Origin of the sequence: Nucisporomicrobium flavum (genome assembly GCF_016464385.1) — a bacterium.
Lineage (GTDB): Bacteria > Actinomycetota > Actinomycetes > Mycobacteriales > Micromonosporaceae > Actinoplanes > Actinoplanes flavus_A.
The window spans coordinates 68,947-95,271 of sequence record NZ_JADMLH010000003.1; the positions used below are offsets into that span (position 1 = coordinate 68,947).

Consider the following 26,325-nt stretch of genomic DNA (forward strand, 5'->3'; position numbering starts at 1 on the left):
TACCGCTGTGCTGATTGATGTGGTTGTAGTCGGTGGCGGCCCTGTCGGCCTGATGCTCGCGGCGGAGCTGCGCCTGGGCGGCGCGACGGTCACCGTGATCGAGAAGCTGCCCGATACGAATCCGCATTCGCGGGCGTTCCGGCTGCAGCCTCGCACGCTCGACATCCTGGACGCCCGCGGACTGCTCGAGGAGTTCCGCCGGGACAATCTGTCGTGGCCGAAGGCCCACTTCGCCGGTCTCAGCCCGCTGCTGGATCTGTCCGCCATCGACAGCGAGCATGCGTACTCGCTGCTCATTCCCCAGGCCCGGACGGAACGCCTGCTCGAGGCGCACGCGAGGGCGGCGGGCGCGGAGATCCGGCGCGGCCAGGAGGTGCTGGACCTGCGGCAGAATGACGACCACGTCGTGTCGCGGGTACGCGACGGCGACACCGAATACGAGCTGCGGTCGCGTTACGTCGTCGGATGCGACGGGGGCGGGAGCACCGTCCGCAAGCTGACCGGCATCGAGTTCCCCGGTACCACGGGAACTGTATCGGCGCTGCTGGGCGATGTGATCCTCGACGAGCCGGAGAAATTGCCGGCCGGCATCCCGGGCACGATGCGTACGCCGAACGGACTGCTGATGGCGGTGGCGCTCGAGGACTCTGTCACCCGCATCCTGACCACGACCTACGACGTGCCGCACGCGGACAGGCACCGTCCGGTGACCCTCGACGAGCTCATGGACAGCGTACGGACGGTGACCGGTCAGGAGGTGCGGATGAACAGTCCCCGCTGGCTGTCCCGTTTCAGCGACACCACCCGGCTCGCGGAGCGATACCGGGACCGGCGAGTGCTGCTCGCGGGCGACGCCGCACACGTCCACTTCCCGATCGGTGCGCAGGGTCTCAACCTCGGCCTGCAGGACGCGATGAATCTGGGGTGGAAACTGGCCGCCGAGGTCACCGGACGGGCGCCGCAGGGCCTTCTCGACTCCTACGACCGGGAGCGGCGCCCCGTGGCCCGTGCCGTCCTGCGCGAGACACAGGCCCAGGTCGCCCTGATGAATCCGGACGAGCGGATCAACCCGCTGCGCGAGCTGATCGGGCAGTTGCTCGCGCTCGACGCGGTCAACCTGTTCCTCTCCCGGCTGGTCGGCGGCACGTCGTTCCGATACACCCTCGACAGCGCCGACGCCGATCAGCACCCGCTGACCGGAGAGTATGCCCCAGCGATGACCGTCAGCACTCCCGAAGGCGACCGCCGTATCGCGGAACTCCTCCGCCCGGGACGGGGCCTTCTGCTGCTGCTCGGCGAACCGCTGGAAGCCGCGACAGTGGCGGAGATCGGCCAGGAGTGCACCGTCGTGACGGGCGATCCCGTCGAGAAGTCGGATCTGCGCGCCCTGCTGCTGCGACCGGACGGCCACGTGGCCTGGGCCGCGTCCGCCGAGACCGACGAGGCGGCCCTGCGGGCGAGCCTGAGCACGGCCTGGGCCGCCTGGTTCGGGCAGCGGGCCCGCAGCGATGCCTGAGCGAACGGCGGACGTGTGCGTGGTCGGCGCCGGTCCGGCCGGCCTCACGCTCGCGCTTCTGCTCGTGCGCTCGGGCGTGCGCGTGGTCGTCGTCGAGCGTTCCCGCGGCTTCGCCCGTGAGTTCCGGGGGGAGATCCTGCAACCCGGAGCTCTGGCCCTTCTCGACCGGCTCGGCGTTCTCGGCGAGGCCCGCGCGCGAGGAGCGTACGAGCATCATCGATTCCGCTTGGAGGACGGGGTACGGGTACTCCTCAACGCCGACTATCGGGCGTTGCCGGAGCCGTACAACTATCTGCTGAGCATTCCGCAGCGGCATGTGCTGGAGACGCTCCTCGCGAAATGCGAGAAGTACGACGGCTTCGAGCTGCTGTCCGGTCATCGCGTCACCGAGCTTCTCCAGGACGGCGACCGGACGACGGGTGTCGTGGCCGGCGACGAGATCGTGAACGCCCGCTGCGTCGTCGGCGCCGACGGACGCTATTCGAAGGTGCGCCGGCTCGCCGGCATCGCGGACGGCCGCGTGGAGCTGTTCCAACGCGACGTGCTGTGGTGCAAGATCCCGCTGGGCGGTGCGAGCCCCCGCGACGTGCGGATCTTCCGGTCGGGCGGGGAGCCGATGCTCAGCTACGTCTCCGTGCCTGACTCTCTCCAGCTCGGCTGGACGTTGCCGCACGGGCAGTACGCCCGCGTCGTGGCGGACGGACTACCGGCGTTGAAGGAGCGGATCTGCGCGGCCGCTCCGCCGTACGCCGGGCTGATCCAAGAGACGATCAAGAGCCTCAAGGACGTCACCCTGCTCGACGTGTTCTCCGGCGACGCGCCGGAGTGGGTCCGGCCCGGCCTGGTGCTGATCGGGGACGCGGCGCATACGCACAGCCCCATCGGCGCCCAGGGCATCATGCTCGCATTGCAGGACGCCGCGCTGCTGCATCCGATCCTGGTCGAGGCGGTACGCCGGGGCGACGTCGGAGCCGCGGCTCTGCGGCCCTATCTGGCTCGCCGCAAGGACATCTCGCGGGTCATGCGGCTTCAGGTGGCGCAGAGCGGGATGATGCTGTCCACCCGGGGCCCGAAGGCCTGGATCAAGCCGAAGATGGCCGCTCTGGTCTCTCGGACGCCGATCTATCGGAAGATCCTGCATCAGATCGCTTACAACAACCCCGCGATCAGGGTGGCGACGGAGGAGTTCACGGACCGCTGAGGCGTACGGCTGACCCGCCGGCAGCGGCGGGCCTCGATGTCGAGGCCCGCCGCTGCGTCATGCCATCGCGGCGAGCTTCTCATTGACGAAGGCGAGCAGTTCTCCCGGCGTGTCGACCTCGGCGGCGATGTCGTCCGAGAGCTTGACCGAGAACTCCTTGGAGATACGGCTGGTGGTTTCCAGCAGAGCCAGGGAGTCGTATCCCAGCTCGTCGAAGCTGCGCTCGAGAATGTCGCCGTCGAGGCTTTGCTCCTCCTCGCCGGCGCACTGGCGCAGGATGCGTCGCAAGTCGTCGATCGTGAACCGCTGCACGTGATTCTCCCGCCTCGGCTGATGAATCCCTTGATCCGCAGATCCTCGGGCGTCGGCATCGAGGCGCGCTCAAGCCTTGCTGGGCGCCCCCTGATGGCCCGAAACGTGCTCGACGAGCGCTCGAGCGCGGTCGCGGACGCTTCGAAGGTCCAGTACTTCCAGGGTCATGGAGGGCTCGTGCGAACCGACTACGACATCGCCATCATCGGTGGCGGACCCGCCGGATCCACCGCGGCGTCATACCTGTCCTTGGCCGGCATGTCGGTGATAGTGCTGGAGGGGGAGGCCTTTCCTCGGGAACACGTCGGTGAATCCCTCGTCCCGGCGACGACGCCCGTGCTGGTCGAGATCGGCGCCATGCCGAAGATCGACGCGGCCGGCTTTCCGAGGAAGTACGGCGCGGCGTGGACGTCGGCGGAGCAACGCCCCGTTCCGCACAACGGATTCACCGGCCTCGACCACGACTTCCGTGCGGCCGAAGTGATGTTCGTCGAGCGCGACCAGCCCGAGGTCGACCGGGACTACACGTTCCACGTCGATCGCGCCCGGTTCGACCAGCTGCTCCTCGACCACTCCGCAAGCCTCGGTGCCACCGTGCGCTACCAGACGCGGGTGCTGAACGTCGACTTCAGCGATCCGGACATGGTCACGCTTGACTGCCGCTCACCCGAGGGCCCCTCGACTGTCACCGCACGCATGGTCGTCGACGCCTCCGGCCGCCAGACCATGCTCGGCCGGCAGCTGCGCATCAAAGTGCCGGACGAGGTCTTCAACCAGTACGCCGTGCACACCTGGTTCGAAGGTCTGGATCGGGGCAGGCTCGCGCCGGACCCGAACAAGACGGACTACATCTTCGTGCACTTCCTGCCGATCAAGGACACCTGGGTCTGGCAGATCCCGATCACCGACACCATCACCAGCATCGGAGTGGTGACTCAGAAGGCCCGCTTCACCGACTCCGGCCAGGACCGGGACAAGTTCTTCTGGGAGTTCGTCGACAGCCGGCCCGAGCTGGCCGAGGCCCTGCGGGCGGCCACGGTGGTCCGTCCGTTCAAGGTCGAGGGCGACTACAGCTACGCGATGACCGAGATCTGCGGCGACCGGTTCGTGCTGATCGGCGACGCGGCCCGCTTCGTCGACCCGATCTTCTCCAGCGGCGTCAGCGTCGCGTTGAACAGCGCGCGGATCGCCTGCAAGGACATCGTGGCGGCGCACCGGGCCGGCGACTTCGGCAAGAAGCGGTTCTCGGTCTACGAGGGCAAGCTGCGCCAGGCGGTCAAGAACTGGTACGAGTTCATCTCCATCTACTACCGGCTGAACGTGCTCTTCACCGCCTTCGTGCAGGACCCGCGCTACCGCATCGACGTGCTCAAGATGTTGCAGGGCGACGTCTACGACGGTCAGGAGCCCAAGGCGCTGGCCGCGATGAAAGAGATCGTTGCCGAGGTCGAGAACGATCCGGACCACCTCTGGTATCCGTACCTCGGCACGCTGCGCGCGCCGACCCTGGACCCTATCGCCTAGGCCCGGCCGTGGTATCTCCGGAAACTCCAGGCCCGGTCCGCATCGGGGTACTGGGCGGCGCTGACATCGCCTGGCGTCGGGTACTTCCGGCCCTCGCGGCCGAGCCGGGCGCGCGCCTGGTCGCGGTGGCGAGCCGGAGCTACGACAAGGCCGTCCGGTTCACCGAGCGTTTCGGGGGCGACCCCGTCGACGGCTATGAGCGGCTCCTGGACCGTCCCGACGTGGACGCGGTCTATGTGCCGCTGCCCGCGGCGCTGCATGCGAGGTGGATCCGCCAGGCGCTGGAGCGGGGCAAGCACGTGCTGGCCGAGAAACCGATGACCCTGGCCCCGGGGGAGACCGCGGAACTGCTGGCTCTGGCACGCCGACGCGGTCTCGTGCTCATCGAGAACTACATGTTCACGCGGCACAGCCAGCATCAGAAGGTACGGCAGCTCCTCGCGGCCGGCGTGATCGGGCGCCCGCGCGCTTTCTTCAGCGCCTTCACCGTTCCGGCGCGACCGGCCGGTGACATCCGGCTCCGCGCGGACTTGGGCGGCGGCGCGCTTGCGGACGTCGGCGGCTATCCGATCAGTGCCGCATGCCTCATCCTCGGCCGGCAGTTCCGGGTCGTCGGGGCCACGTTGCGCCGGGATCCCGAGACGAACGTCGACACCTCGGGCACCGCCCTGCTGATCAATGACGACGGGGTACCGGCGCAGCTGCTGTTCGGCATGGAGCACGCGTACCACGCCGCTTACGAGGTGTGGGGCTCGACCGGCCGCCTCGTGCTGAACCACGCCTTCGCCCCGCAGGCCGGCCACCGGCCGATCGTCCGCATCCACGACGCGCAGGGCGTCACCGAACGAGTGCTCGAGGCGGACGACCAGTACCGCAACACGTGGCGTGCTTTCAGCCACGCCGTCCGCAGGGCCGCGGGACAGGAAGCTCCCGCGCAGCCCGTCGCCGATGACGAGGCTGCGGCGACCCTTCGCCGTGCGGTCCTCATGCACGAGATCGCCGGAGCCGCTGCAATCGAAGTGAGTCAGGAGTGTGACGTCAGTGTTCACCGTTGACATCGTTCAGCAGGGCGCCTGGGACATGCCCCTGGACTCCATGCCGCTGGCCGCGGGCTATCTGAAAGCGGCCATTGATGCCGATGCCGACCTCGGCGGCCAGGTCGACGTGCGGATCCGCAACTTCCGCGGCGGGGTGGGGCTCCCGACCATGGCCCGCGAGCTCTTCGGCGAGCGGATCCCCGACGTGGTGGCCTTCTCGGTCCTCGGCTGGAACTACCGCAACTTCGCCGCGCTCGCCGAGACCTTCAAGCAGCTCAACCCGCGCGGGCTGGTGGTGTTCGGCGGGAACCACGTGGCCAACCAAGGCGAACGCATATTCCGCGAGCATTCGTACGTCGACGTCGTGGCCAACGGCGAGGGCGAGTTCGTCCTGCGAGATCTCGTCGAATACCGGATGACCAACCCGGGCCGGCTGGACCCGAAGGGGATCGAGGGCATCTCCTACCGGCTCGAGGATGGGACCGTCGAGACCACCCCGGAGCGTGCCCGGATCGACGATCTCGACATCATCCCGTCGCCGTTCCTGACCGGGACGCTGCCCATGCTCGACGGCGCGGGGAACTTCCGTTACGACGTGGCATTGATGGAAACCAACCGGGGCTGTCCCTACAAGTGCTCCTTCTGCTACTGGGGTGGCGCGGTCGGCCAGCGGATGCGTGCCTTCTCGCGCGAGCGGATCGCCGCCGAACTCGACTACTTCGCCTACCACGGAGCTCAGACGATCGTGCTGTGCGACTCCAACTTCGGGCTCCTGGAGTCCGACGAGGAGTTCACCGAGGACCTGATCAAGACGCGGGAGAAGTACGGTCATCCACGTGCCCTGGAGACAAGCTGGGCCAAGAACAAGTCGACGCGCTTTCATCGGATCGTCCAGGACCTCAAGGCCCACGGATTCAAGAGCTCGTTCACCCTGGCGTTGCAGACTCTCGCGGATGAGGCGCTGATGGACATGCAGCGCAAGAACATGAAAGTCAACAAGTGGGAGAGTCTCGTCGACTGGCTGAGCGAGGAGAACCTCGACTGCTACGCGGAGCTGATCTGGGGAGCCCCGGGCGAAACTGTCGAATCCTTCATCGAGGGCTACGACCAGCTGGCGACCAAGGTGTCGCGGATCGCCGTCTATCCGATGCTGCTCCTGCCGAATACCTCGTATGTCGAGAACCGAGAGCTGCACGGGTTCGTCACCATCCGGGGTGAGAACGACGACTTCGAATATGTTCTGGCCAACCGCACGTCGACGCTGGCCGAGAACCTGGACATGCAGCAGTTCATGTTCTGGGCGCGGATCATGGGGGAGAATCAGTACCTGCGCCACGTCTGGGAGCCGGTACGGCATCTCGCCGGATTGACCCAGTCCCAGATCATCCGGAGCATGATGAAGGCCGCTGAGGCGTCGACCGATCCCGCGGTCGCCGAGTTCCGCCAGATGGCGCCGGTGATCGCCGAATCGCCGGTGATCGCGGCCGGACTCCGCCGGCTCTCCGCCACGCCCGAGCTGAACGACTTCCTCGTCGAGTGGTGGCGGACCGCCATCCTGCCGGCGTTCCCGCCGCAGTGGCAGGGTTTCGCCACTGAGCTCTACGCCTACGAGAGCTGGTGCCGCCCGATCTATGACCAGCCGGGTGTGCCGTTGCGAGCGGGCTGGCGCGCCTGCACCGAGGACGGCGAACCGGTCTTCGTCAGCGAGCCGGTCGACTTCAGCTACCCGGTCGCAGAAATGCTGGCGTCGTGGGCGGACGTCCGCCTCCGGGAGCCGGTGCCCGACCCGTGCAGCTACGTCTTTCGCGCGATTCCCGGCTACTCCGATCACCTCGACAACCACGAGACCGCCGCCCACTATGTGGCCACCGCCGAGAGGTGCGAGCCCTCGGCGGACCAGTGAGCCAACGCCACAAGGGCCGGCCGCGAAAGCGGCCGGCCCTTGTCATGGTCGATCAGGCGGCTGCCGCGTAGTCCTTGAGAACGGTGAAGGGGGCGGGGTCCGCGGTCGCGAGCTTCATCAGCCTCCCGACCCAGCCCTTGAACTCTTCGCTACCCATCGCCTGGCGGTGCCCCGACGGGTCGTCCCACTCCGAGATCTCGACGTAGATCTGCGGGTCCTTGGCCGAGTGGTAGAGCTTGTGGCTGCGGAACCCGGCATGGCTCGTCATGAACGCGGTCATGCCCTCGAGGGTCTCCTCGAATTCCTTGTTGTCCCCGGTGACCGTGAACCTGTTGATGAGGATGAACATGTTCTTCCCTTCTGACGGATCCTGTGAGGTTTGAGCAATGGGCCTGCTGATGAGGTGGGCGAAGAACTGGCCGCGGAGTTGCCGGCGTTGAACCTTGCCCGTGGGCGACCGGGGGATGGACTCGGCGATCCGCACCGCACGCAGGTGCTGGTAGTAGGGGAGCCGCTCGGCGATGTACGAGGAGAACTGCTCCTCGCCGGTGCCGGGCGTCCGCGGCACGACGACGGCGACGCCGACTGCTCCGCTGTGCTCGTCGGGAACGTCCAGGACGACGCAGTCGCGTACGAGTGGATGGGTCATCAGGACGTTCTCGACCTCGGTCGGGCAGACCAGCCAGTTGTCGTACTTGTAGGTGTCGTTGAGCCGGTCGCTGAGATAGAGATGCCCGTCCGCGTCCACGTGGCCCACGTCCCCGGTCGAGAACCAGCCCTCCGGATCCAGGTGCGCGCCGTCCGGCCGGCCGAGATAGCCGGCCATGACCTGGGGGCCGCGGATCTGGACCTCACCGGTCTCGCCAGGAGGCAGCGGCGCGCGCGTCTCCACGTGGACCACCCGGCAGGCGGTGCCGGGTACCGGTAGCCCGCAGGACCCCGGCCGCGGATCGTCCAGGTCGGCGAAGTGGGTCAACGGCGAGGTCTCCTGCAGTCCGTACCCCTGGGCGACCGTCACCCCGAGCTCGCGGGCGAGAACCGCGGCGGAGTTCGGTGCGAGTGCGGACCCGCCGGACAGCATCGCCGTCAGGGTCGGGACGCGGTGGCCGGCCAGGGCCGGCTCGGAGGCCATGCGCGAGAGCCGCACGGGAAGGCTGTAATAGTGCGTTGCGCCGTAACGCGCGGCCGCGTCCAACGAGCCGAGCAGATCGGGATCGGGCCAGAGCACGAGGGTCGCGCCCGCGGTCACCGGCGTCGTGAGGTGCATCAGGTGGAACGTCGGCAGGTGATCGAAAAGGATCGAGGAATGCGACACCCGATGGGCGAAGGCGATCTGCTCCGCGTTCGTCGTCAGATTGCGATGCGTGAGCCGTACAGCCTTGGCCGGTCCGGTGGTGCCGCTGGTGAACTGCAGGACGGCGAGAGCGTCCGGATCGACGGGCGGGTCGACCGGGTGGCTTCGCGGTGAGGCTTCCTGACGCAGGTCCGCAACGGTGCGAAGCCCGTCGAGTTCCGGCGTGGGCAGGTCCGGCTGATGCGTCAGCACGACGGTGCCGAGGCCGGGCAGCCGATCCCGGACCCCGATCAGGCGCAGCGCCATGTCCGGGGTCGCGACGACCGTCGAGGCGCCGACGAGGCCCAGAACATGGACCAGCGCGTCTTCCCGTAGCAGCGGATTGACCAACGCCGCGACCCGCCCGCTGCGGACGATGCCGAAGAACGCCGGGGCGAACATGGGATGCAACTCCAGCGCGAGCGCCACCACCGAACCAGGCGGCCCGGCGAGAGCGGCGATCGCCGAGGCGAACTCGGTCGCCCAGCTGTCCAGCTCACCGAAGGTCAGGTCACCGTCCGGGGACAACACCGCGGGATGATCGCCCCACTTCGCCGCGGCCGTACGCAGGATGGTGTCCAGGGTGGTGCTCACTGCTCGAGCAGATCGTCGCGGGTGACGCGGCGCTCCCGGACGAGCAACCGGCCGTCCGCCCGGACCAGCACGTCCTCGCAGACGCAGCTCAACTGGACCTGGGCCGTGCCGCCCCGCGGTGTGCTGAGGATCAATGCGTAGGAACGCGCGTTGATCGTGCCGTCCGGCTGCGGCTCCACGTCCAACATGCCCAGCCAATGCCTGCGCTGGATGCCCTGCTCCGTGAGGGCCGCGTGGGCCTGGCGGGCGCCGGCCGTGATGGCTGCACGGCCGACGGCAGGCTCCGGATGCGCGTTAGCGCTGAAGACGCCGTCCTCGGTGAACGACTCGGCCCAGCCGTCGACCACGCCGTCGTCGAGCATCCTCATCTGCCTGCTGTAGAACTGCTGCACCTCCGCGTACAGCCCCGTGTCGAAGGTGCTCCCTACCAGTTGGTACTGAGGAGACATCCGGTTCCTTCCGCCGGCGCGACTTTGACCCGCCGAAGATGTCAACAACGGCTCGAGCGCGGCTGGAGACGGAACCGAAACGGTCCGCCGGCGACCTCGGACCCGTCGGGACGGACTGCCCGGCGGGGCGCTCTAGCGACGTTCCGGTGAAACTCGAAGGCGTCCCGACAGGCTCGCGGCAGATCGACTGGTGACCACGTCGAAAGGGACGCCGATGAGTACAAAGGACGCTGCTCCGGTCGCGCTGGTGACGGGAGGAACCAGCGGTATCGGCCTCGCGGTGGTGCGGCGGCTGGCCGCACGGGGCCTCTCGGTCTTCCTCTGCGCCCGGTCGGCCGAGAACGTCGCCTCGGTCGTCAAGGAGTTGCGCGACGAAGGGCTGGACGTCGACGGCGTGTCCGCGGACCTCCGGTCACCGGCGCTGGCCGACGAGGTCGTCGCCGCGGCGGTACATCGCTACGGTCCGCTCACCGTGCTGGTCAACAACGCCGGTCGCAGCGGGGGCGGCAAGACGGCCGCGATCACCGACGAGCTCTGGGCCGACGTCATCGACACGAATCTCAACAGCGTGTTCTGGATGACCCGGGCGGCGCTGACCACCGGAGGGCTCGCCGGGCCGCGCGGGCGCATCATCAACATCGCGTCCACCGGCGGCAAGCAGGGCGTTCCGCTGGGCGCCCCGTACTCCGCGTCGAAGGCCGGGGTCATCGGCTTCACCAAGGCCGTCGCCAAGGAACTGGCCCGCTCCGGCATCACCGTCAACGCCGTCTGTCCCGGCTATGTCGAGACGCCGATGGCCCAGCGGGTCCGGCAGGGATACGCCGAGGTCTGGCAGATCAGTGAGGACGACGTCCTGGAGCAGTTCCAGGAGAAGATCCCGTTGGGTCGCTATTCGACTGCGGACGAGGTCGCAGGCCTGGTCGAGTACCTCGTCAGTGACAGTTCGGCTTCTATCACCGCTCAGGCGCTCAACGTCTGCGGTGGACTCGGCAACTACTGAGAGGGATTCCATACCGTGGCCAGCGCCCGCTCGCTCCACCTCGAGCATTCGATCACCGTCGGCGCACCGGCCGACACCGTCTACCAGGTCTTGGCCGACGCGACCGACTGGCCGCAGTTGTTCCGGCCGACCGTGCACGTCGAGCAGTTGGAGAGCACCGGATCCAGCGAGCGGTTGCAGATCTGGGCTCTCGCCAACGACACGGTCAAGACCTGGACTTCCCGCCGGACGCTGGATCCGGCCGCCCGGCACATCACCTTCCAGCAGGAGGTGTCGGCCCCACCCGTGGCCTCGATGGGCGGTGAGTGGCGGGCTGTCGCGACCGCGAGCGGGACGACCGAGCTGACCTTGACCCACGACTTCACGGCGGTGGACGACGATGCGGAGAGCCTGGACTGGATCCGGCGCGCCACCGACAGCAACAGCGAGACCGAACTGGCCAACATCAAAGCGGTCGCCGAGAGCTGGCCGCAGCGCGACGAGTTGATCTTCTCGTTCGCCGACTCGATCATGATTGACGGCCCGCTCGCCAAGGCGTACGGCTTCCTCTACGAGGCCGGTGACTGGCCGAAGCGGCTGCCGCACGTCGACCGGCTGGACCTGCGTGAGGACACCGACGGCATCCAGCGGATGTCGATGGACACCCGGGCCGCGAACGGCTCGGTGCACACCACGGAGTCCATCCGGGTGTGCTTCCCGGGGGACGCGCGCATCGTCTACAAGCAGCTCGTGATGCCGCCGCTGCTGACGGCCCACGTCGGTGAGTGGCGGCTGACCGAGGAGGGTGACGGCGTGCGGGTGACCTCGGCGCATACCCTCGGCGTCAACGCGACGGCGGTGCCGCGTGTACTGGGCGCTGACGCCACTGTCGCCTCGGCGCGGGCCTACCTGCAGAAGGCGATCGGTGGCAACAGCGCGAAGACGCTCGCCTTGACCAAGGCGTTCGCGGAGAATCGGGATGTCTGAGACGACGCCTCAGGTCCTGATCGCCGGCGCGGGCCCGGTCGGCCTGACGATCGCGCACGAGCTCAGCCGGCGGGGGGTCGCCGTCCGCATCGTCGACCGGGCCGCCGCGCCGTCCGTGACGAGCCGTGCGACCGCGACGCACGCGCGCACGCTGGAGATCTTCGACCAGATGGGCGTGCTCGGGCGCCTGCTGGATCGCGGCCAGCGGGTGGTGCACTTCTCGCTGCACATGGGTGGCCGCCGGTTGGTTCGCTTCGACACGAACTACTCCCAGCTGCCGACCCGGTTCCCGTTCAGCCTGATGGTCGATCAGGTCAAGACGGAGGCGGCCCTGCGTGACGCGCTGGCCGAGATGGGCGTCAAGGTCGAGCAGGGCGTGAGCCTGGAGGAGCTGGATCCCGGCGACGACGGGGCCGGTGTCCTGCTCCGGCATGCGGGCGGCCGGACGGAGTCATTTCGGGTCCCGTGGCTGGTCGGTGCCGACGGCGCACACAGTACGGTCCGCCGGGCGCTCGGGTTGCGGTTGCTCGGTGAGCAGACGCAGACGTGGCTGAACGCGGACGTGGTCATCGACGCCGATCTGCAGCGCAACAGCAACCATCTGCTGCACACCGGCAAGGGAACAATTCTTCTGGTGCCGTTCCCGGAGCCCGGCAAATGGCGTGCGGTCGACACCGTCGACGTCTCCGGCGCGGAAGACTGGGAGCTGATCCGGTCCCGCCTGGCCGGCAAGCTCTCCCAAGCCCTGCGTCGGCCGGTCGCGGTCGAGTCGCCGACCTGGGTATCGGTCTTCACCGTGCAGCAGCGGATGATCGAGCGGATGCGGGTCGGCCGGTGCTTCGTCGCAGGCGACGCGGCGCATGTGCACAGCCCGGCCTCGGGCCAGGGCATGAACACCGGCATCCAGGACGGGTACAACCTGGCCTGGAAGCTGGCCGACGTGGTCCGCGGCTACGCCGACGCCCGGCTGCTCGACACGTACGGCGCCGAGCGGGTGCCGATCGGGGCCAAGCTGCTGAGATCCACCCGGACCGCGACCGGCCTGGTTGCCCTGCGCAACACGCTCGCGCCGATCGCGCTACCGATCGGCGCGCGCGTTCTGAACACGCTGAAGCCGCTCAAGCGCCGGATCGAAGGAAAGATCATCCGAGGATTCTGCGGTCTGGCCCTGCACTACGCGGACAGCCCGCTGACGGCCGGGCCGGCCTCGCGACCGGGCACCATCCCGCCTGGGCACCGGGTCGCCTGCAACGAGGCCGAGTTCGCCGCACACCCGGGCTGGCGCGAACTGGCGGAGGAGCTTCGTGATCCCCGGTGGACGCTTCTCGGATTCGGCGATGATGCTCTTTCCCTGGCGGTTCTCGACGACGTGAGCGACCGCTTCGGCGGCGCGGTGTCGGTGCGCCGGGTCACGGCCGGAGGTCCCGCGGGCGCCGCGACGCTGGGTGATCCCTCCGGCGTGCTCCGCGATCGGCTCGGGGCGCCCGCGCAGGGCTACGCCCTGATCCGCCCTGACGGATATCTGGCCGGTGTCGGCCATCTCCTCGGCGGCGGCGAGTTCGGCGCCCGCCTCCGGGAGTACGGGTTGGTGGCCGCCGACGGCGTCGCGGCCGGTACGGACGGGGAGGCGCACTGATGACGATCTCGACTGACGACAAGCCATTGGACCTGGCCGGCAAGGTCGCGCTGGTGACTGGTGCGACTCGCGGCCTCGGGCTGGCCATCGCTCGCAAGCTGTGCCTGTGCGGGTGCGAGGTGATCGTGAATTTCTCGGCGGACACGGACGCGGCCGAGGCGGCGGTGCGGCAGCTCAGCGGCCTCGGCGGCAAGGTCGAGGCGATCCAGGCCGACATCAGTGAGCCCGCCGACGTGAGCCGGCTGCTCGAGCAGATCGGCCGGACCTACGGGCGTCTCGACATCCTGGTGCACAACGCCGGGGTCTTCCATCCGATGCGGGCCGATGACCTGCGGACCGAGGAGTGCGGCCAGGACATGGCGGTCGCGCTGGGCCCGTTGCTGCACGGGGTGGGAATCCTGGGAACGATGCTGCCGGAGGGCTCCGGCCGGATCATCGCGATCTCGAGCACGGGAGCCCACGTCGCGGTTCCCGGTTATGCCGGGCTGGCGATGGCCAAGGCCGCCGTCGAGAGCCTCGTCCGCTATCTCGCCGTCGAGTTCGCCTCCCGGTCGATCACCGTCAACGCGGTCACGGTCGGCAAGCTCGACAAGGGTGCCGCCGCCGACCCGGCCGGGGTGGGTGCGCGCATCGTCGCTCGTACCCCCGCGGGCCGTCTCACCCGGGCCTCGGACGTGGCCGACGTCGTCGCCCTGCTGTGCCGGCCGGAAGCGGCCTGGATCCGGGGCCAGTCGATCGTCGTCGACGGTGGGCTCAGCCTGACCGCCTGATCTGTCTGTTCGCACGGCTGGAGGCCTGCCGGATGCATCTGATCGACCTGTCGTCACCCATCGACGCGAAAGCGTGGGAGCCCAATCCGATCACTCACGACATCATGACACCCGCGGAGGGCGCGGTGCACATGGCTCGTGAGATGAAGGAGCATGCGGACATCGACTTCGACCCGTCGGTGCTTCCGGACGGCGAACTGCTCAACCTCGACACGCTGAGCCTCACCTCGCACACCGGGACGCATGTGGACGCGCCCTCGCACTATGGATCGCGGGCCGCGTACGGGGTACCGCTGACGATCGACGAGCTGCCGCTCGACTGGTTCCACCGGCCGGGCGTGGTGCTCGACCTGTCCGACGCCCCGGTCGGCACCATCGGCGCCGAACGGCTCGAGGAAGAGTTCGATCGGATCGGCTACACCCCCCGGCCCTACGACATCGTGCTGCTCAACACGGGCGCCGAGAGGTACGCCGGCACCCCGGAGTTCTTCAGTGACTTCGCGGGCCTGGACGGTCCGGCGACCGAGCTCCTGCTCGACCTGGGCGTCCGGGTCGTCGGAACCGACGCGTTCAGTTTGGACGCGCCGTTCGCGTCCATGATCGAGAGCTTCGCGCGGACGGGTGACCGGAGCGTGCTCTGGCCCGCCCATTTCGCCGGCCGGAAGCGCGCGTACTGCCAGATCGAACGACTGGCGAATCTCTCGGCGTTGCCGCCGACCGGCTTCACGGTGTCCTGCTTCCCGATCAAGATCACGGGGGCCGGAGCGGGCTGGACCCGGGCCGTGGCACTGATCGGCGACGAGCCGGCAGCGCCGATTCCTACAGTGTAAAAAAATCGCCGCCGAGGTTGCCGATCTCCGGTCGCGGAGGGCTAGTCTGCGGAGGAGTGTTCTACGACGTAGAGGAATCTGATGCTGGAGATAACCGGCCTGCGGAAGGCCTACGGGGACAATCAGGTCCTGCGCGGCGTCGACTTGACCGTGCGGCCTGGACAGATAGTCGGCCTGCTCGGCTCCAACGGCGCGGGCAAGACCACTCTGATCTCGATCGTCGCCGGGCTTCGACCGGCCGACGGCGGGACTGTCCGGGTGGCGGGCATCGACGCGCTGACCGACCGGCGGCAGGCTGCCCAGCACATCGGCCTCGCCCCGCAGGAGCTGGGCATCTATCCCACGCTGACGGTCGCGGACAACCTGGCCTTCTTCGCCCGGCTGGCCGGAATGTCCCGATCGGACACGGCGCGCCGGGTGAGCCAGGTCGCCGAGGCCGTCGGGCTCGCCGAGTGGATGCGCAAAAAGGCCGGTGAGCTCTCCGGCGGCCAGAAGCGTCGGCTGCACACAGGCATGGCGCTGTTGCACAAGCCCGCCCTGCTCTTCCTGGACGAGCCGACGGTCGGCGCCGACGTGCAGTCGCGGGCCAGCATCCTGGAGGTGGTGCGTTCGCTCGCCGCCGACGGCGTCGCGGTGGTCTACACCTCCCACTATCTCACCGAACTCGAGCAGCTCAACGCTGACATCGCCGTGCTGCACGAGGGCCGCGTGGTCGTCCGGGGCTCCCTCGACGAGGTTCTCGGCCAGTACGCGGTGGCCAACGTGGTGCTGCACTTCTCCGGAACGGCGCCGGACCTGCCGGGCTGGCGAAGCGACGGAAGCAGCCTGTCGCCGCTGGCGGTTCCGGAAGACCCGGCCAGGACCGCGGCTCAGGCGCTGGTCTCGCTCGGTGTCGAGGCCGAGTCCCTGGCCGGTGTGGAGATCATTCGTCCCAGTCTGGAAACTGCGTACCTGGCCATCACCGGCCGGGCCATCACCCCGGAGGCCGACAGTGCTCTCGTCGCGTAGCTTCGTCATCGCCGGCAGCGGCATCCGGCTTCTCCTGGCGGATCCCGCGCCGTTCATCCTCACGATCCTCATGCCCCTGCTGCTGACGGCGTTCCTGTCGCCGGCATCCAAGGCACAGCTCAGCCTGTCCGGGCACGCCAACGCGAGCGGGGCTCAGCAACTGATTCCCGGTCTCGGTGTGTTGTTCACCCTGCTGGGCACCTCGCTGGTGGGCACGCTGTTCTTCCGGGAACACGCGTGGGGGACGTGGGAGCGGTTGCGGTCGAGTTCGGCCTCGACCCTGGACATCGTGATCGGCAAGGTGGCCCCGCTGTACGTCGTCCAGCTGGGCCAGATGGCGGTGCTCTTCGTCGCCGGTGTTCTGGTCTTCGGCTATCGCCCGAACGGATCGATCCTCGCGCTCGTCGTCGTGCTCGCCGTCTTCGTCGCCATGGTCGCGGCGTTCGGGGTGATGCTCGTGGCGCTTTTCGCGACCATGGACCAGGCGCTGGTCGTGGGGAATCTCGGCGGCATGCTGATGGGCGGGATCGGTGGAGCGCTGGCACCGACCAGCACGCTGCCGGGCTGGCTGCAGGCGGTGGCGCACATCAGTCCCGCTTACTGGGCGATCGCGGCCTTGCAGAAAATCACCCTCGACCACGGCAACCTCGGTGACGTCGCCGGGTCCTTGCTGGTCATGGCACTGTTCGGACTAAGCTTTGCCCTGGTGGCCGGTCTGCGGTTCCGGCCTTCGGACACCAAAGTGGGAACTACGTGATTCGAAATGCAGCGAACGGCCTGAGTGGCCCGAGCGAGCCGCGCGACAGCGCCCGGCGGCCAGTCCGCCCCGCGCTGTCGCGCGATTTCATTATCAAGACCGCCCTTGAGATGGTCGACACGCGCGGTATCGGCCAGCTGTCGATGCGTAAACTCGGTGCCGAGCTGGGCGTGGACCCGATGGCGATCTACTACTACCTGCCCAACAAGCAGGCACTTTTCGATGGCCTCGTCGAGGCGGTCTACGCGGAGATCCAGATCGACGTCGACGGGGAAGCGAGCGATTCCTGGCGCAGCACGCTGGTCGCGTTCGCGCGGCAGCTGCGCACCGTCCTCGGCCGCCACCCCGACATGCTGCCGATGGTTGCGACGCGACCGGTCTTCTCGCCCGCGGTGCTCGGCTTCGGCGAGCGGGCGGTCGTCCAGCTCGGCGCGGTCGGCTTCACCGGGCAGCAAGCGCTGCAACTGGTGAACTGCCTGCGTACTTTCACCGTCGGCCACGCCTTCGCCGAGCTCAGCGAGCCGGTCGGCGCCCCGGCTCCGTCCCAGGACGAGGTCGCCGCCGTGATCGCCGAGCGCTATCCGAAGCTGGCCGATGCGATCGCCGGTGGCTACCAGCCGGATGTGGAGTACGAGGCGGGCCTGCAGGCCATGCTGGACGGATTCGAGCTGCTCCGGCCGCCGGCGGGTGAGGCCGGTCCGGGGTCGTAGCGGTTGAGTGCCTCTCGACCTCTCCTCGAACGTGGCGAACGACGCTGACTGAACCAATGCAGTCATCGCTTCGAACACCGAGAGGACGGCTCAGTCGACAGATGAGCGACACGCTGTTTGACCTTGCCCGGCAGGCTCGAACGATCATGCAAATCAACTCGGCGTACTTCCAGTCGAAGGTGTTGCAGAGCGCGGTCGAACTGGGATTGTTCGACATGCTCGCCGAGCGACCGGCGACGGTGGAGGCGATCGTCTCGGAGCTGAAGATCAGGCCGCGGATGGCCCTCGACTTCCTCGACGCCCTGGTCGGTCTCGGGCTGCTCACCCGCGACGCGGGTGAGTACGGCCTCGCCGCCGGCGTCGGCGAGTTCCTCACCACATCGGGTGGCCACTATGTCGGCGGCAGCATCGTGCAGCACGCCCGCAAGCACTACCGCCTGTGGGCCGACCTGACCGAGACGCTGCAGGATCTCGCGGCCGAGGAGAACGTGCTGTACGGCACGAAGTCCTTCCTCAAGGTCTACGAGAACCACGAGATCGTGCGCAACCTGATGAACCACATGGACACCTACAACGGCTTCGTCGGGCCGCAGCTGGCCACCGCGATCGACTGGAGCGGCTACCAGTCGTTCGTCGACCTCGGCGGTGCCCGGGGCAACGTCGCCGCGCAGCTGGTCACCGCGATTCCGCACCTCCAAGGCGGCGTCTACGACCTGCCGCCGGTAGAGCCGCTCTTCGACGAGCACATGGCCAAGAAGGGCACGACCGGCCGGGTGACCTTCTATGCCGGCGACTTCACCCAGGACGAACTCCCCGCAACCGACGCCATCATCATCGGTCACGTGTTGCACGACTGGACGCCTGAATATCGGGCGAAGGTCATCGCCCGCACATTCGAGGCGATCCGGCCGGGCGGTGCGCTGCTCGTCTACGACGCCATGCTCGACGACGAGCGCGTCGACGCACCGGCCCTGCTCCAGAGCCTCAACTGCCGGGTGCTGAGCCGCGGTGGAGGCTCCGAGTACTCGGTCGCGGAGTGCCGCGAGTGGACTGAGGCTGCCGGATTCACCTTCGACAAGGCCGTCGACCTGGAGACGATCACCAACGACCGCGTGGTCGTCGTCCGCAAGCCCGCCTGATCGGCGCCGTGCTGTGGACACCGACCTGTCGGGCCGGACCGTGCTCGTCACCGGCGGAAGCCGCGGGATCGGCCGCGAGATCACCCGGGCCTTCGCCTCGGAGGGGGCCCGGGTCGCGCTGACCTATCAGCGGGACCGTGACGGGGCCGAGGCATTGTGCGAGCAGCTGCGGGCTCAGGGCGGCGAGGTCCTTGCCGTGCCCTATTCCCTGGCGGAGCCCGGGTCCGTGCGGGAGGTCGTCGCCGCCGTCCGGCGGGTGTGGGGCGACCCCGACGTTCTGGTCGCCAACGCCGCGCTCCGCCCGCCTCGGCGGGCCCCCTCGGCACCGCTGGAGGACATCGAGGACGGGCAGTGGGAGCCGGTCATCGAACACAACGTGCTGGGGACCGTACGTCTCGTCCGTACCGTCCTGCCGGGGATGCGGCGCCGCAAATGGGGCCGCGTCGTCCTGCTGTCGTCGCACAACGCGCTCGGCGGCAATCCCGGTCAGGAGCTGATGGGGTCGGCGAAAGCGGCCCTGCACGGCTTCGCCCGCAGTCTGAGCTGGAACGTGGGACCGGACGGAATCCTGATCAACGTCGTTTGTCCCGGACTGACGACCACCGCCGACGTGCTCGCGAAGCTGCCGCGCGAGGTGATCGACCGAGAGGTCGCGGCCACGCCGACGGGCCGGTTGAGCAGCCCCGAGGACATCGCCGGCATGGTCGTCTTCCTCGGTTCCGGAACCAACACCAACATCACCGGTGAAGCGCTGACCGTCGCCGGCGGCCGCTGAGACGCCGTCGCGGGTCGGCGACCGGCTACCAAGAGGAGGAGAGGTTCGCGTGGCAATCAACTTCGACGTGGCGATCATCGGAGGCGGGCCGGCCGGCTCGACCGCTGCCGCCTACCTTGCCGAGGCGGGAATGTCAGTCGCGGTGTTCGAGAGTGAGCTGTTTCCCCGGCCGCACGTCGGTGAGTCACTAGTGCCCGCGACCACGCCGGTGCTGCTCGAGATCGGGGTGATGCCCGAGATCGAGGCGGCCGGCTTCCCGAAGAAGTTCGGGGCGGCCTGGACGTCGGCCGAACGGCGCGACATCCCGCACAACGGATTCACCAACCTGCAGCACGAGTTTCGCGCTGCCGACGTGCGGTTCGACGAGTGCGATCAACCCGGCGTCGACCGGGACCACACCTTCCACGTCGACCGCTCGAAGTTCGATCTGATCCTGCTCAAGAACGCCGAGCGGCTCGGCGCGAAGGTGTTCACCGGCGTCCGTGTCCAGAAGGTCGACTTCGACGACCCCGAGCACGTCGTGGTCACCACCGCGATGGGGTCGAAGCAGGTCGACTTCACCGTCCGCATGGTGGTCGACGCCTCCGGCCGGCAGACCAAGATCGGCAACCAGCTCAAGCTGAAGGTCTCCGACCCGGTCTTCAAGCAGTACGCCCTGCACACCTGGTTCGAGGGTCTGGACCGGGCGGCGCTCGCGGTCTCCCCGGAGAAGACCGACTACATCTTCGTTCACTTCCTGCCGGTCCGCGACACGTGGGTGTGGCAGATCCCCATCACCGACACGATCACGAGCATCGGTGTGGTCACGCAGAAGCAGCAGTTCACCGATGCGCACACCGATCAGGACCAGTTCTTCTGGGACACCGTCGGCAGCCGGCCGGACCTGTTCGACGCGCTCAAGCAGGCCCGGCAGGTACGTCCGCTCAAACCCGAGGGCGACTACAGCTATTCGATGACGCAGGTGTGCGGCGATCGGTTCGTCCTGATCGGTGACGCGGCTCGGTTCGTCGACCCGATCTTCTCCACGGGGGTCAGCGTCGCCCTCAACAGCGCCCGGATCGCCTGCGCCGACATCATCAAGGCCTTCGAAGCGGGCGACTTCGCCAAGGAGCGGTTCGCGACCTTCGAGGCCAAGCTGCGCCGGGGCGTCAAGAACTGGTACGAGTTCATCTCGATCTACTACCGGCTCAACATCCTGTTCACCGCGTTCGTCCAGGACTCGCGCTACCGCATCGACGTGCTCAAGCTCCTCCAGGGCAGCGTCTATGACGAGGACGAGCCGGCGGCGCTCAAGGCCATGCGCGAGGTTCTCGAGGTGGTCGAGAACGACCCAGAGCACCTCTGGCACCCCTACCTGGGCACGCTGCGGGCGATGTCCGCGGCGCCGAGCTTCTGAGCCGGCCGACGGGAGACTGGGAACATGGCAACGATGAGCTGGGCTCGCCTGACCTGGGCGGCCGCGTACCGCCTCGGACTCTCCCCGTGGGATGCGTTCAGCCGGGACCGGGAACTGATCGATCTCGTCACCGGGCCGGATGCGCCGGTCCCCGGCCGGGCGATCGACATCGGGTGTGGGCGGGGACGCAACGCCATCTATCTCGCGGCGCACGGGTGGCAGGTGGTCGGGGTCGACCTGGTGCGCGGTGCGCTCAAACAGGCTCGTCGCGCGGCGGCCCGGAAGGGAGTCACCGTCGACTTCGTGGCCGGCGACGTGACCCGGCTCGACGAGCTCGGTATCGGAGGCGATTTCAAGCTTCTGATCGACTTCGGCTGCTTCCATGCCCTGAACGACGCGCAACGGCTCGCCTACGTCCGGGCCATCGAGGCTGTGGCGGCTCCGGGCGCTCTGCTGTGGATGTGGTCCTTCAACTCGCGCAACGAGGACGGCGAGACGATCAGCGCCGAGGAGATCGGCCGAAGCTTTCCGGACTGGCGGGTGCATCGGGCGGCCCCCATGAGCGTGGCCGAGGTGGAGACCACCATGGCTGCCCTGCCCCTGCCCCTGCGGCCGCTTCGCCGTGCCTTCAGCAAGGGGGTGTTCCCCCCTCCATTCCGGGCACTGCTCGAGATGAAGCGGCCGCCGGGGGACCGGGGTCAGTCCGCCATGGGGGCTTCGACGAACTCGCGGACGCCGTCCGCGAAGCCGACCTGAGCCTGCCAGCCGAGCTCCTTCGCCATCCGTTCCGGGGCGGCCACGAGGTGCCGCAGGTCGTCGAAGCGACTGCGGCCCGTCACCACCGGAGCGGGGGCACCGGCCACCTCCGCCATGGTCGCCGCCATCTCGGCGACCGTGCGGGGCTGGCCGCTGGCGACGTTGTAGGCGCGGAACCCAGGGTCGCGGCGGCCGAGAGCGGCCTCCGTGGCCCGCGCGACGTCGTCCACGTGCACGAAGTCGCGCAGCATCCGGCCGTCCTCGAACACCTCCGGAGCGTCGCCGCGCTGCACGACGCTGCGGAAGACGCAGGCGACCCCGGAATAAGTGGAGTTCCGCTTCATTCCGGGGCCGTACACCTGGTGGTATCGCAGCGCGGTGGCGGAACCGCCGGTGTGCGCCGCCCAGGCCCGGATCAGGTGTTCCTGGGCCACCTTGCTGGCGCCGTACATGCTCAGCGGCTCGAGCGGTGCGGTCTCCAGCACCTGGACCGGGCTCAACTTCCGTCCGCACAGCGGGCAGTGGTGGTCGAAGACGCCCGCGGCGACGAGCGTCCGATCTCGAGTCCCGGGTGAGCACTCGCCGTGTTCGGCGCATTGATACCGGCCCTCCCCGTAGACGACGACGGAGCTGGCCAGTACGAGCTGGGTCGGACCGACCTCCGTCATGGCCGCGACGAGAACGCCGGTGCCGTAGTCGTTGTGGCTGGTGAAACCGGGTGCGTCGAGGGTATCCCGGCCACGGCCGACCATGGCCGCCAGATGGCAGACCGCGTCCACTCCACGCAGGGCGGTCCGCACGGTGTCCTCGGCACGCACATCTCCGACGACCAGCTCCGCCCCCTCGAGCAGAGGCTGTTCCCGGCCGGCGTGCACGTTCGGCAGGAGCACGTCCAGAACGCGGACGTCATGGCCCGCCGCGAGGCAGGCAGCGACGACTCGACGGCCGATGAAACCGGCTCCACCAGTGATGAGCAAGCGCATGAACGTCCTTCCGGCAGAAGCGAAGAAGAGGTGCCTCGATCCTGCGTCGTCGGCCTAGACGGGGGAACGGGGGAGATTCAAGGCCGGATGGCGACCTCCACGACCACTCGATCCGGCCTCGACGCGTCCGGGCGATGCTGCCTCTGTCAAATGTCTCCCCAGGAGGTGACCGCCTTGCGCGTGCTGTTCACGAGTTACGGAACTCGGCCCCATTTCTTCCCGATGGTGCCGCTCGCCTGGGCATTTCAGGCGGCCGGTCATGACGTCCGGGTCGTGGGAGCACCGGCGATCGCCGAGCCGATGCGTGAGGCCGGCCTGCTGGGTCAGGCGGTCGGCCGCGACGCCGACATCGCCGCCTTCATGGCGAGCGGGGCGTTCCGGCCCAAGCCACCGCAGCCCGGCGAGACCACCGAGGAGAACCTCGCGCGGTTCGTGGATGGGATCGCCCCGATCGCCTTTCTCCGGTGCGAGGGCATGGTTGAGGAGACGGTGGCGTTCGCCCGGGCCTGGCAGCCGGAGTTGGTCGTGTACGACCCGGTGACCTATGCGGGCCCAGTCGCGGCCCAGGTCCTCGGCGTCCCCGCCGTCTGCAACCTCTACGGGATGGTCCGGCACTTCCGGGTCGAGAGCGACTCGATCTGGGGCACCGGTCTGCGCCCGGACTATGTCAAGCAGTTCACCCGCTTCGGTGTCGAACCGCTCGTGAATCCGGCGGCGTGGATCGATCCGTGCCCGCCGAGCCTGCGCTGGCGGCCCGAGGACGGGCCGTCATCGCACTTGGGCGACGCGCCCAAGCACGACATGCAGTTCGTACGGTTCAACGGCTCCGGATCGGTGGAGAACTGGTTGGTGGAGCCGGCCGAAAAGCCTCGTGTGGTCTTCACCTGGGGAACGACTCAGGAGAAGAAGCTCGGCCCTGAAGTGGTGCGCTTCGCCCGCCAGGCCATCGACGCGATCGCCGGTCTGGACGTCGAGGTCATCGTCACCGTCGCGACGACCGCACAGCCGGACGGGGGAGACCTCACCGACCTTCCGGCCAACGTCCGTACCGTGCAGTGGACCCCGTTCCAGCTCCTCGCTGACACCAGCGCCGCGGTGGTGCATCTCGGCGGCACCGGGATGATGCTGACCACGGCCGCCTGTGGCAAGCCGCAGGTCGCGATCACCGCGATCCCGGAAGGCATCTTCAACGGCGAGCGCATCGCCGCCGCCGGCGTCGGGCCGCATCTGCCGCAGGACGAGGCCGACACGGAGGCCATCCGCAAGGCGGTGAAGGCGGTGCTGGAGGATCCGGCGTACGCCTCGGCGGCGCGGGATCTGCGTGCGGAGATCGAGGCACAGCCCCGAACCAGTGAGGTCGTGCGCCGGCTGGAAGAGTTGGTGTAGTTCGTGAGAGTGCACCGGATGGCGGTGCCGGGCGCGCTACGTCTGGTACCGGAACCGGTCCGGGACGACCGGGGAACCAGCCTCGAGCTGTTCCGCAACAGCGCCTTGGCCGACGCGATCGGCCGTCCGTTCGTGGTCGGCCAGTCCTACTGGTCGACCTCGCGGCGCAACACGATCCGGGGAATCCACGGAACCGTGCTGCCGCCTGGTCAGGAGAAGCTGGTGACGTGCGCCCGGGGCTCCGTCCTGGACGTCGTCGTCGACATGCGGGTCGGGTCACCGACCTTCGGGTCGTTCGACGCCGTGGTGCTCAGCGCCGACGCGCCCGCCGCGATCTACATTCCGGACGGCCTCGGTCACGGCTTCCTCGCTCTCACGGACGATGCCTGCATGAACTATCTCTGCTCGACCGAGTTCGTGCCCGGCACCATGATCGAGATCGATGCCCTGGACCCCGAGCTGGCTCTGCCGTGGGGCTTGACGGACGAGCCGATCCGGTCGGCCAAGGACGCGGCCGCGCCCACCCTCAGCGCGGCCGCCGCGGCGGGCCTGCTTCCAGGCTATGCGGAGTGCCTCGCCTTCACCCCGGCGGCTGCCTGAGCCGACCGCCTGCGCCGGCGGCCTCCGGCGGCGGGCTCAGGGGTGGCGGCCTCTGGTGGCGGCTTCAGGGGCGGCGGCCTCTGGTGGCGGGCTCAGGGGGCGGCGGCCTCTGGTGGCGGGCTCAGGGGCGGCCGCCTCCGGCGGCGGCTTCAGGCGGCGGCTTCAGGCGGCCGCCTGCGCGGGAGTTCCTGTGTCTCGCTGGAGGGGAGGTCGCGGGGACCGGCGGTCTCCGCCGTCGCGGGTGGGATGAGCAGGGCGATCGTCGCCTTGTTCACCGCGTCGAGCCGGGACACCGCCCCGAGTTTGGTGTAGATGTTGCTCAGGTGCCGCTTGACCGTTCCCTCGGTAATCCTCAGCTGCTTGCCGATCTGCGCGTTGGTCAGGCCCCGCGAGGCCAGCTGGAGAACGTCGCGTTCCCGCAAGGAGAGGCCCTCCGTCTGTTGTGGTGCTTCGGGCCGCATGGCGGCGGCGATGGTCTTGGACGCCACGAGCAGGACGACCCCGCTGTCGCGACAGGCGGCCGTGCTGATGGCTGCGTTCAGCTCCCGCCGCGAGATGTTCTTCGACAGGAAGCCGTTGATGCCGAGGTCCAAGGTGGTACGGATGACCCAGGGGGCTTCGTGTGAGGTGAGCACCAGAACCTTGGCGTCGTCGCAGGCCTGCCGGATCAGCTCGACGACCTCGATCAGGTGCTCGGCCTGAAACATGTCGATGAGGATGATGTCCGGAGCGAACTGCGGAATCACCCTCATCGCGTCGTGCACGTCATCGACTTCGCGGACGATGTGCAATTCGTCGAATCTCTCTAATTCCTGCCGAAGAAACTCCCGGAACAACGTCTGTTGATCGAGCAAGAGAATTTTTACCGTGTCGCAAGCCTTGTTCAACGTTCCCCCATGGCCGTTGATCATCATGCCTACTGCTGTCGACGGTCGTTCTTGAAATCCTTGCGTATAAAGCGAAGCTACACTGTAGAACATCTTTTCAGGGGGGAGTGGATCACGGGTTGCGCCTTTTGCGGCATTGGGGACCAGTGAACCATGGAGTTGAAGCGGACATAGCGCGTCATTACTCCTCAGATCGCTCGGGGCGTATTTATTACCCCTCGGTAATTTATGGGTGTCGCGGGTGTTGCCGGCTGATGCCTGGTGTGACGGGTTCGAAGTAATTCGACGGTGCGGGTGCGCGCCAATGAGGCATGTCTGTTGCTGTGCCGTGGGTCCCGCGTCCTGGTGGTGGGGTCCGCCCGTGAGCCGGCCGTCGAGCAGGGCTGCCGGGCATGTGCAGCGAGCGCGGATTGTGCTGCCGGCCGCCGGCGGGTTGCCGAACGCGGAGATCGGCCCGCAGGTCGGGAGGACCCGCCAGGCGGTGATCGTGCGGCGGGCTCGCCAGGAGGCGGGCGGGATCCTGGCGTTGGTCGATCGGTCGCGCTCGCGCCGGTCGCCGGTGATCGGCGAGGCGCCGGTCATCACCCATACGCTGAACCCGCCGCCGCTGGACCTCCTCGATGTGGTGCGCTGGTCGACGCGGTTGCCGGCCGATCACGGGACCCGTGCAGGAACGCCGGTCAGTGTCGCGGAGGTGGCCCGGATGTGGCGGGGGTGGGACCTGCGCCCCGCCACCGACCGGGCGTTCGGTGGCATCGACGTTCTCTATCCCGATCCGAGCACAACCCACCGTGCCCGCGCCGGTCGCCGTGCCTGACAACGCACGCCGCGGTCCTGGCCGGCCCTCTGTGGCGCCG

The 26,325-nt window shown here is 68.4% G+C and carries 25 protein-coding genes; 20 read left to right on the forward strand and 5 right to left on the reverse strand.

From position 1 onward, the window contains the following. Positions 1 to 7 precede the first annotated feature (7 nt). Together IT780_RS08400 and IT780_RS08405 are read left to right on the forward strand one after the other, a co-directional pair. Entirely contained in the window at positions 8 to 1,516 is a 1,509-nt protein-coding gene (locus tag IT780_RS08400) for an FAD-dependent monooxygenase (RefSeq protein WP_199510887.1), read from the forward strand. Further along, positions 1,509 to 2,717, forward strand: a complete 1,209-nt coding sequence (locus tag IT780_RS08405; RefSeq protein ID WP_199510888.1) for an FAD-dependent monooxygenase — start codon at positions 1,509 to 1,511, stop codon at positions 2,715 to 2,717. The genes IT780_RS08400 and IT780_RS08405 overlap by 8 nt, the downstream gene beginning before the upstream one ends. 57 nt (positions 2,718 to 2,774) lie before the next feature. On the opposite strand, the gene IT780_RS08410 is transcribed toward IT780_RS08405, so the two are convergent. Continuing rightward, the gene (locus IT780_RS08410; protein ID WP_199510889.1) at positions 2,775 to 3,029 is read right to left on the reverse strand and encodes an acyl carrier protein; all 255 of its coding nucleotides are present in this window, start codon (positions 3,027 to 3,029) and stop codon (positions 2,775 to 2,777) included. A gap of 93 nt (positions 3,030 to 3,122) precedes the next feature. Between IT780_RS08410 and IT780_RS08415 the strand changes: the two genes are divergently transcribed. The 3 genes from IT780_RS08415 to IT780_RS08425 are packed head-to-tail and all read left to right on the forward strand — an operon-like array spanning position 3,123 to position 7,493. Continuing rightward, positions 3,123 to 4,553 carry an NAD(P)/FAD-dependent oxidoreductase gene (locus IT780_RS08415; RefSeq protein ID WP_233412498.1) on the forward strand — a complete coding sequence of 477 codons (1,431 nt, stop codon included), beginning with the start codon at positions 3,123 to 3,125 and terminating at the stop codon, positions 4,551 to 4,553. Between the two features lie 8 nt (positions 4,554 to 4,561). Next, positions 4,562 to 5,608 (forward strand): Gfo/Idh/MocA family protein, encoded by a 1,047-nt coding sequence (locus IT780_RS08420; RefSeq protein ID WP_199510891.1) that lies wholly within the window; start codon positions 4,562 to 4,564, stop codon positions 5,606 to 5,608. Next, on the forward strand, positions 5,595 to 7,493 hold the full coding sequence (locus IT780_RS08425) for a KedN5 family methylcobalamin-dependent radical SAM C-methyltransferase (protein ID WP_199510892.1): 1,899 nt from the start codon (positions 5,595 to 5,597) through the stop codon (positions 7,491 to 7,493). The genes IT780_RS08420 and IT780_RS08425 overlap by 14 nt, the downstream gene beginning before the upstream one ends. Positions 7,494 to 7,545: 52 nt before the next feature. On the opposite strand, the gene IT780_RS08430 is transcribed toward IT780_RS08425, so the two are convergent. After that, entirely contained in the window at positions 7,546 to 9,420 is a 1,875-nt protein-coding gene (locus tag IT780_RS08430) for an AMP-binding protein (RefSeq protein ID WP_199510893.1), read from the reverse strand. Further along, positions 9,417 to 9,869: a nuclear transport factor 2 family protein gene (locus tag IT780_RS08435; protein WP_199510894.1), complete on the reverse strand. Its 453-nt coding sequence runs from the start codon at positions 9,867 to 9,869 to the stop codon at positions 9,417 to 9,419. The genes IT780_RS08430 and IT780_RS08435 overlap by 4 nt, the downstream gene beginning before the upstream one ends. A gap of 214 nt (positions 9,870 to 10,083) precedes the next feature. Between IT780_RS08435 and IT780_RS08440 the strand changes: the two genes are divergently transcribed. The 12 genes from IT780_RS08440 (at position 10,084) to IT780_RS08495 (ending at position 21,612) form a co-directional block, all read left to right on the forward strand. Next, positions 10,084 to 10,869: an SDR family NAD(P)-dependent oxidoreductase gene (locus tag IT780_RS08440; RefSeq protein WP_199510895.1), complete on the forward strand. Its 786-nt coding sequence runs from the start codon at positions 10,084 to 10,086 to the stop codon at positions 10,867 to 10,869. Between the two features lie 15 nt (positions 10,870 to 10,884). Continuing rightward, on the forward strand, positions 10,885 to 11,835 hold the full coding sequence (locus tag IT780_RS08445) for an aromatase/cyclase (RefSeq protein WP_199510896.1): 951 nt from the start codon (positions 10,885 to 10,887) through the stop codon (positions 11,833 to 11,835). After that, on the forward strand, positions 11,828 to 13,471 hold the full coding sequence (locus IT780_RS08450; RefSeq protein ID WP_199510897.1) for an FAD-dependent monooxygenase: 1,644 nt from the start codon (positions 11,828 to 11,830) through the stop codon (positions 13,469 to 13,471). Before IT780_RS08445 ends, IT780_RS08450 begins: the two co-directional genes overlap by 8 nt. Beyond that, on the forward strand, positions 13,471 to 14,241 hold the full coding sequence (locus IT780_RS08455) for an SDR family NAD(P)-dependent oxidoreductase (protein ID WP_199510898.1): 771 nt from the start codon (positions 13,471 to 13,473) through the stop codon (positions 14,239 to 14,241). The genes IT780_RS08450 and IT780_RS08455 overlap by 1 nt, the downstream gene beginning before the upstream one ends. Positions 14,242 to 14,273: 32 nt before the next feature. After that, positions 14,274 to 15,071 (forward strand): cyclase family protein, encoded by a 798-nt coding sequence (locus IT780_RS08460; RefSeq protein WP_199510899.1) that lies wholly within the window; start codon positions 14,274 to 14,276, stop codon positions 15,069 to 15,071. Positions 15,072 to 15,152: 81 nt separating this feature from the next. Next, positions 15,153 to 16,079 carry an ABC transporter ATP-binding protein gene (locus IT780_RS08465; RefSeq protein ID WP_199510900.1) on the forward strand — a complete coding sequence of 309 codons (927 nt, stop codon included), beginning with the start codon at positions 15,153 to 15,155 and terminating at the stop codon, positions 16,077 to 16,079. Further along, a complete protein-coding gene (locus tag IT780_RS08470) occupies positions 16,063 to 16,836 on the forward strand; it encodes an ABC transporter permease (RefSeq protein WP_307831089.1) in 774 nt (257 codons plus the stop codon). Before IT780_RS08465 ends, IT780_RS08470 begins: the two co-directional genes overlap by 17 nt. Next, a complete protein-coding gene (locus IT780_RS08475) occupies positions 16,833 to 17,546 on the forward strand; it encodes a TetR/AcrR family transcriptional regulator (protein ID WP_199510902.1) in 714 nt (237 codons plus the stop codon). Before IT780_RS08470 ends, IT780_RS08475 begins: the two co-directional genes overlap by 4 nt. A gap of 146 nt (positions 17,547 to 17,692) precedes the next feature. Further along, on the forward strand, positions 17,693 to 18,685 hold the full coding sequence (locus IT780_RS08480; RefSeq protein ID WP_199510903.1) for a methyltransferase: 993 nt from the start codon (positions 17,693 to 17,695) through the stop codon (positions 18,683 to 18,685). A 13-nt stretch (positions 18,686 to 18,698) separates the two neighbouring features. Then, positions 18,699 to 19,460, forward strand: coding sequence for an SDR family NAD(P)-dependent oxidoreductase (locus tag IT780_RS08485; protein ID WP_199510904.1), 762 nt, complete (start codon positions 18,699 to 18,701; stop codon positions 19,458 to 19,460). Positions 19,461 to 19,509: 49 nt separating this feature from the next. Continuing rightward, positions 19,510 to 20,856: an NAD(P)/FAD-dependent oxidoreductase gene (locus tag IT780_RS08490; protein WP_199510905.1), complete on the forward strand. Its 1,347-nt coding sequence runs from the start codon at positions 19,510 to 19,512 to the stop codon at positions 20,854 to 20,856. 24 nt (positions 20,857 to 20,880) lie between these two features. Then, complete coding sequence (locus IT780_RS08495; protein ID WP_199510906.1) at positions 20,881 to 21,612, forward strand: class I SAM-dependent methyltransferase; 732 nt, start codon at positions 20,881 to 20,883, stop codon at positions 21,610 to 21,612. Here the strand turns inward: IT780_RS08495 and IT780_RS08500 are convergent. After that, on the reverse strand, positions 21,555 to 22,595 hold the full coding sequence (locus IT780_RS08500; RefSeq protein ID WP_199510907.1) for an NAD-dependent epimerase/dehydratase family protein: 1,041 nt from the start codon (positions 22,593 to 22,595) through the stop codon (positions 21,555 to 21,557). The genes IT780_RS08495 and IT780_RS08500 overlap by 58 nt on opposite strands. On the opposite strand from IT780_RS08500, the gene IT780_RS08505 reads away from it, so the two are divergent. Together IT780_RS08505 and IT780_RS08510 are read left to right on the forward strand one after the other, a co-directional pair. Then, complete coding sequence (locus IT780_RS08505; protein WP_199510908.1) at positions 22,521 to 23,981, forward strand: nucleotide disphospho-sugar-binding domain-containing protein; 1,461 nt, start codon at positions 22,521 to 22,523, stop codon at positions 23,979 to 23,981. The two genes, IT780_RS08500 and IT780_RS08505, sit on opposite strands and share 75 nt — an antisense overlap. Positions 23,982 to 23,984: 3 nt before the next feature. Beyond that, positions 23,985 to 24,581, forward strand: coding sequence for a dTDP-4-dehydrorhamnose 3,5-epimerase family protein (locus tag IT780_RS08510; RefSeq protein ID WP_307831090.1), 597 nt, complete (start codon positions 23,985 to 23,987; stop codon positions 24,579 to 24,581). Between the two features lie 149 nt (positions 24,582 to 24,730). Here the strand turns inward: IT780_RS08510 and IT780_RS08515 are convergent, their stop codons facing one another. Continuing rightward, on the reverse strand, positions 24,731 to 25,495 hold the full coding sequence (locus tag IT780_RS08515) for a LuxR C-terminal-related transcriptional regulator (protein WP_199510909.1): 765 nt from the start codon (positions 25,493 to 25,495) through the stop codon (positions 24,731 to 24,733). A 334-nt stretch (positions 25,496 to 25,829) separates the two neighbouring features. On the opposite strand from IT780_RS08515, the gene IT780_RS08520 reads away from it, so the two are divergent. Further along, the gene (locus IT780_RS08520) at positions 25,830 to 26,285 is read left to right on the forward strand and encodes a helix-turn-helix domain-containing protein (protein WP_199510910.1); all 456 of its coding nucleotides are present in this window, start codon (positions 25,830 to 25,832) and stop codon (positions 26,283 to 26,285) included. Positions 26,286 to 26,325 lie beyond the last annotated feature (40 nt).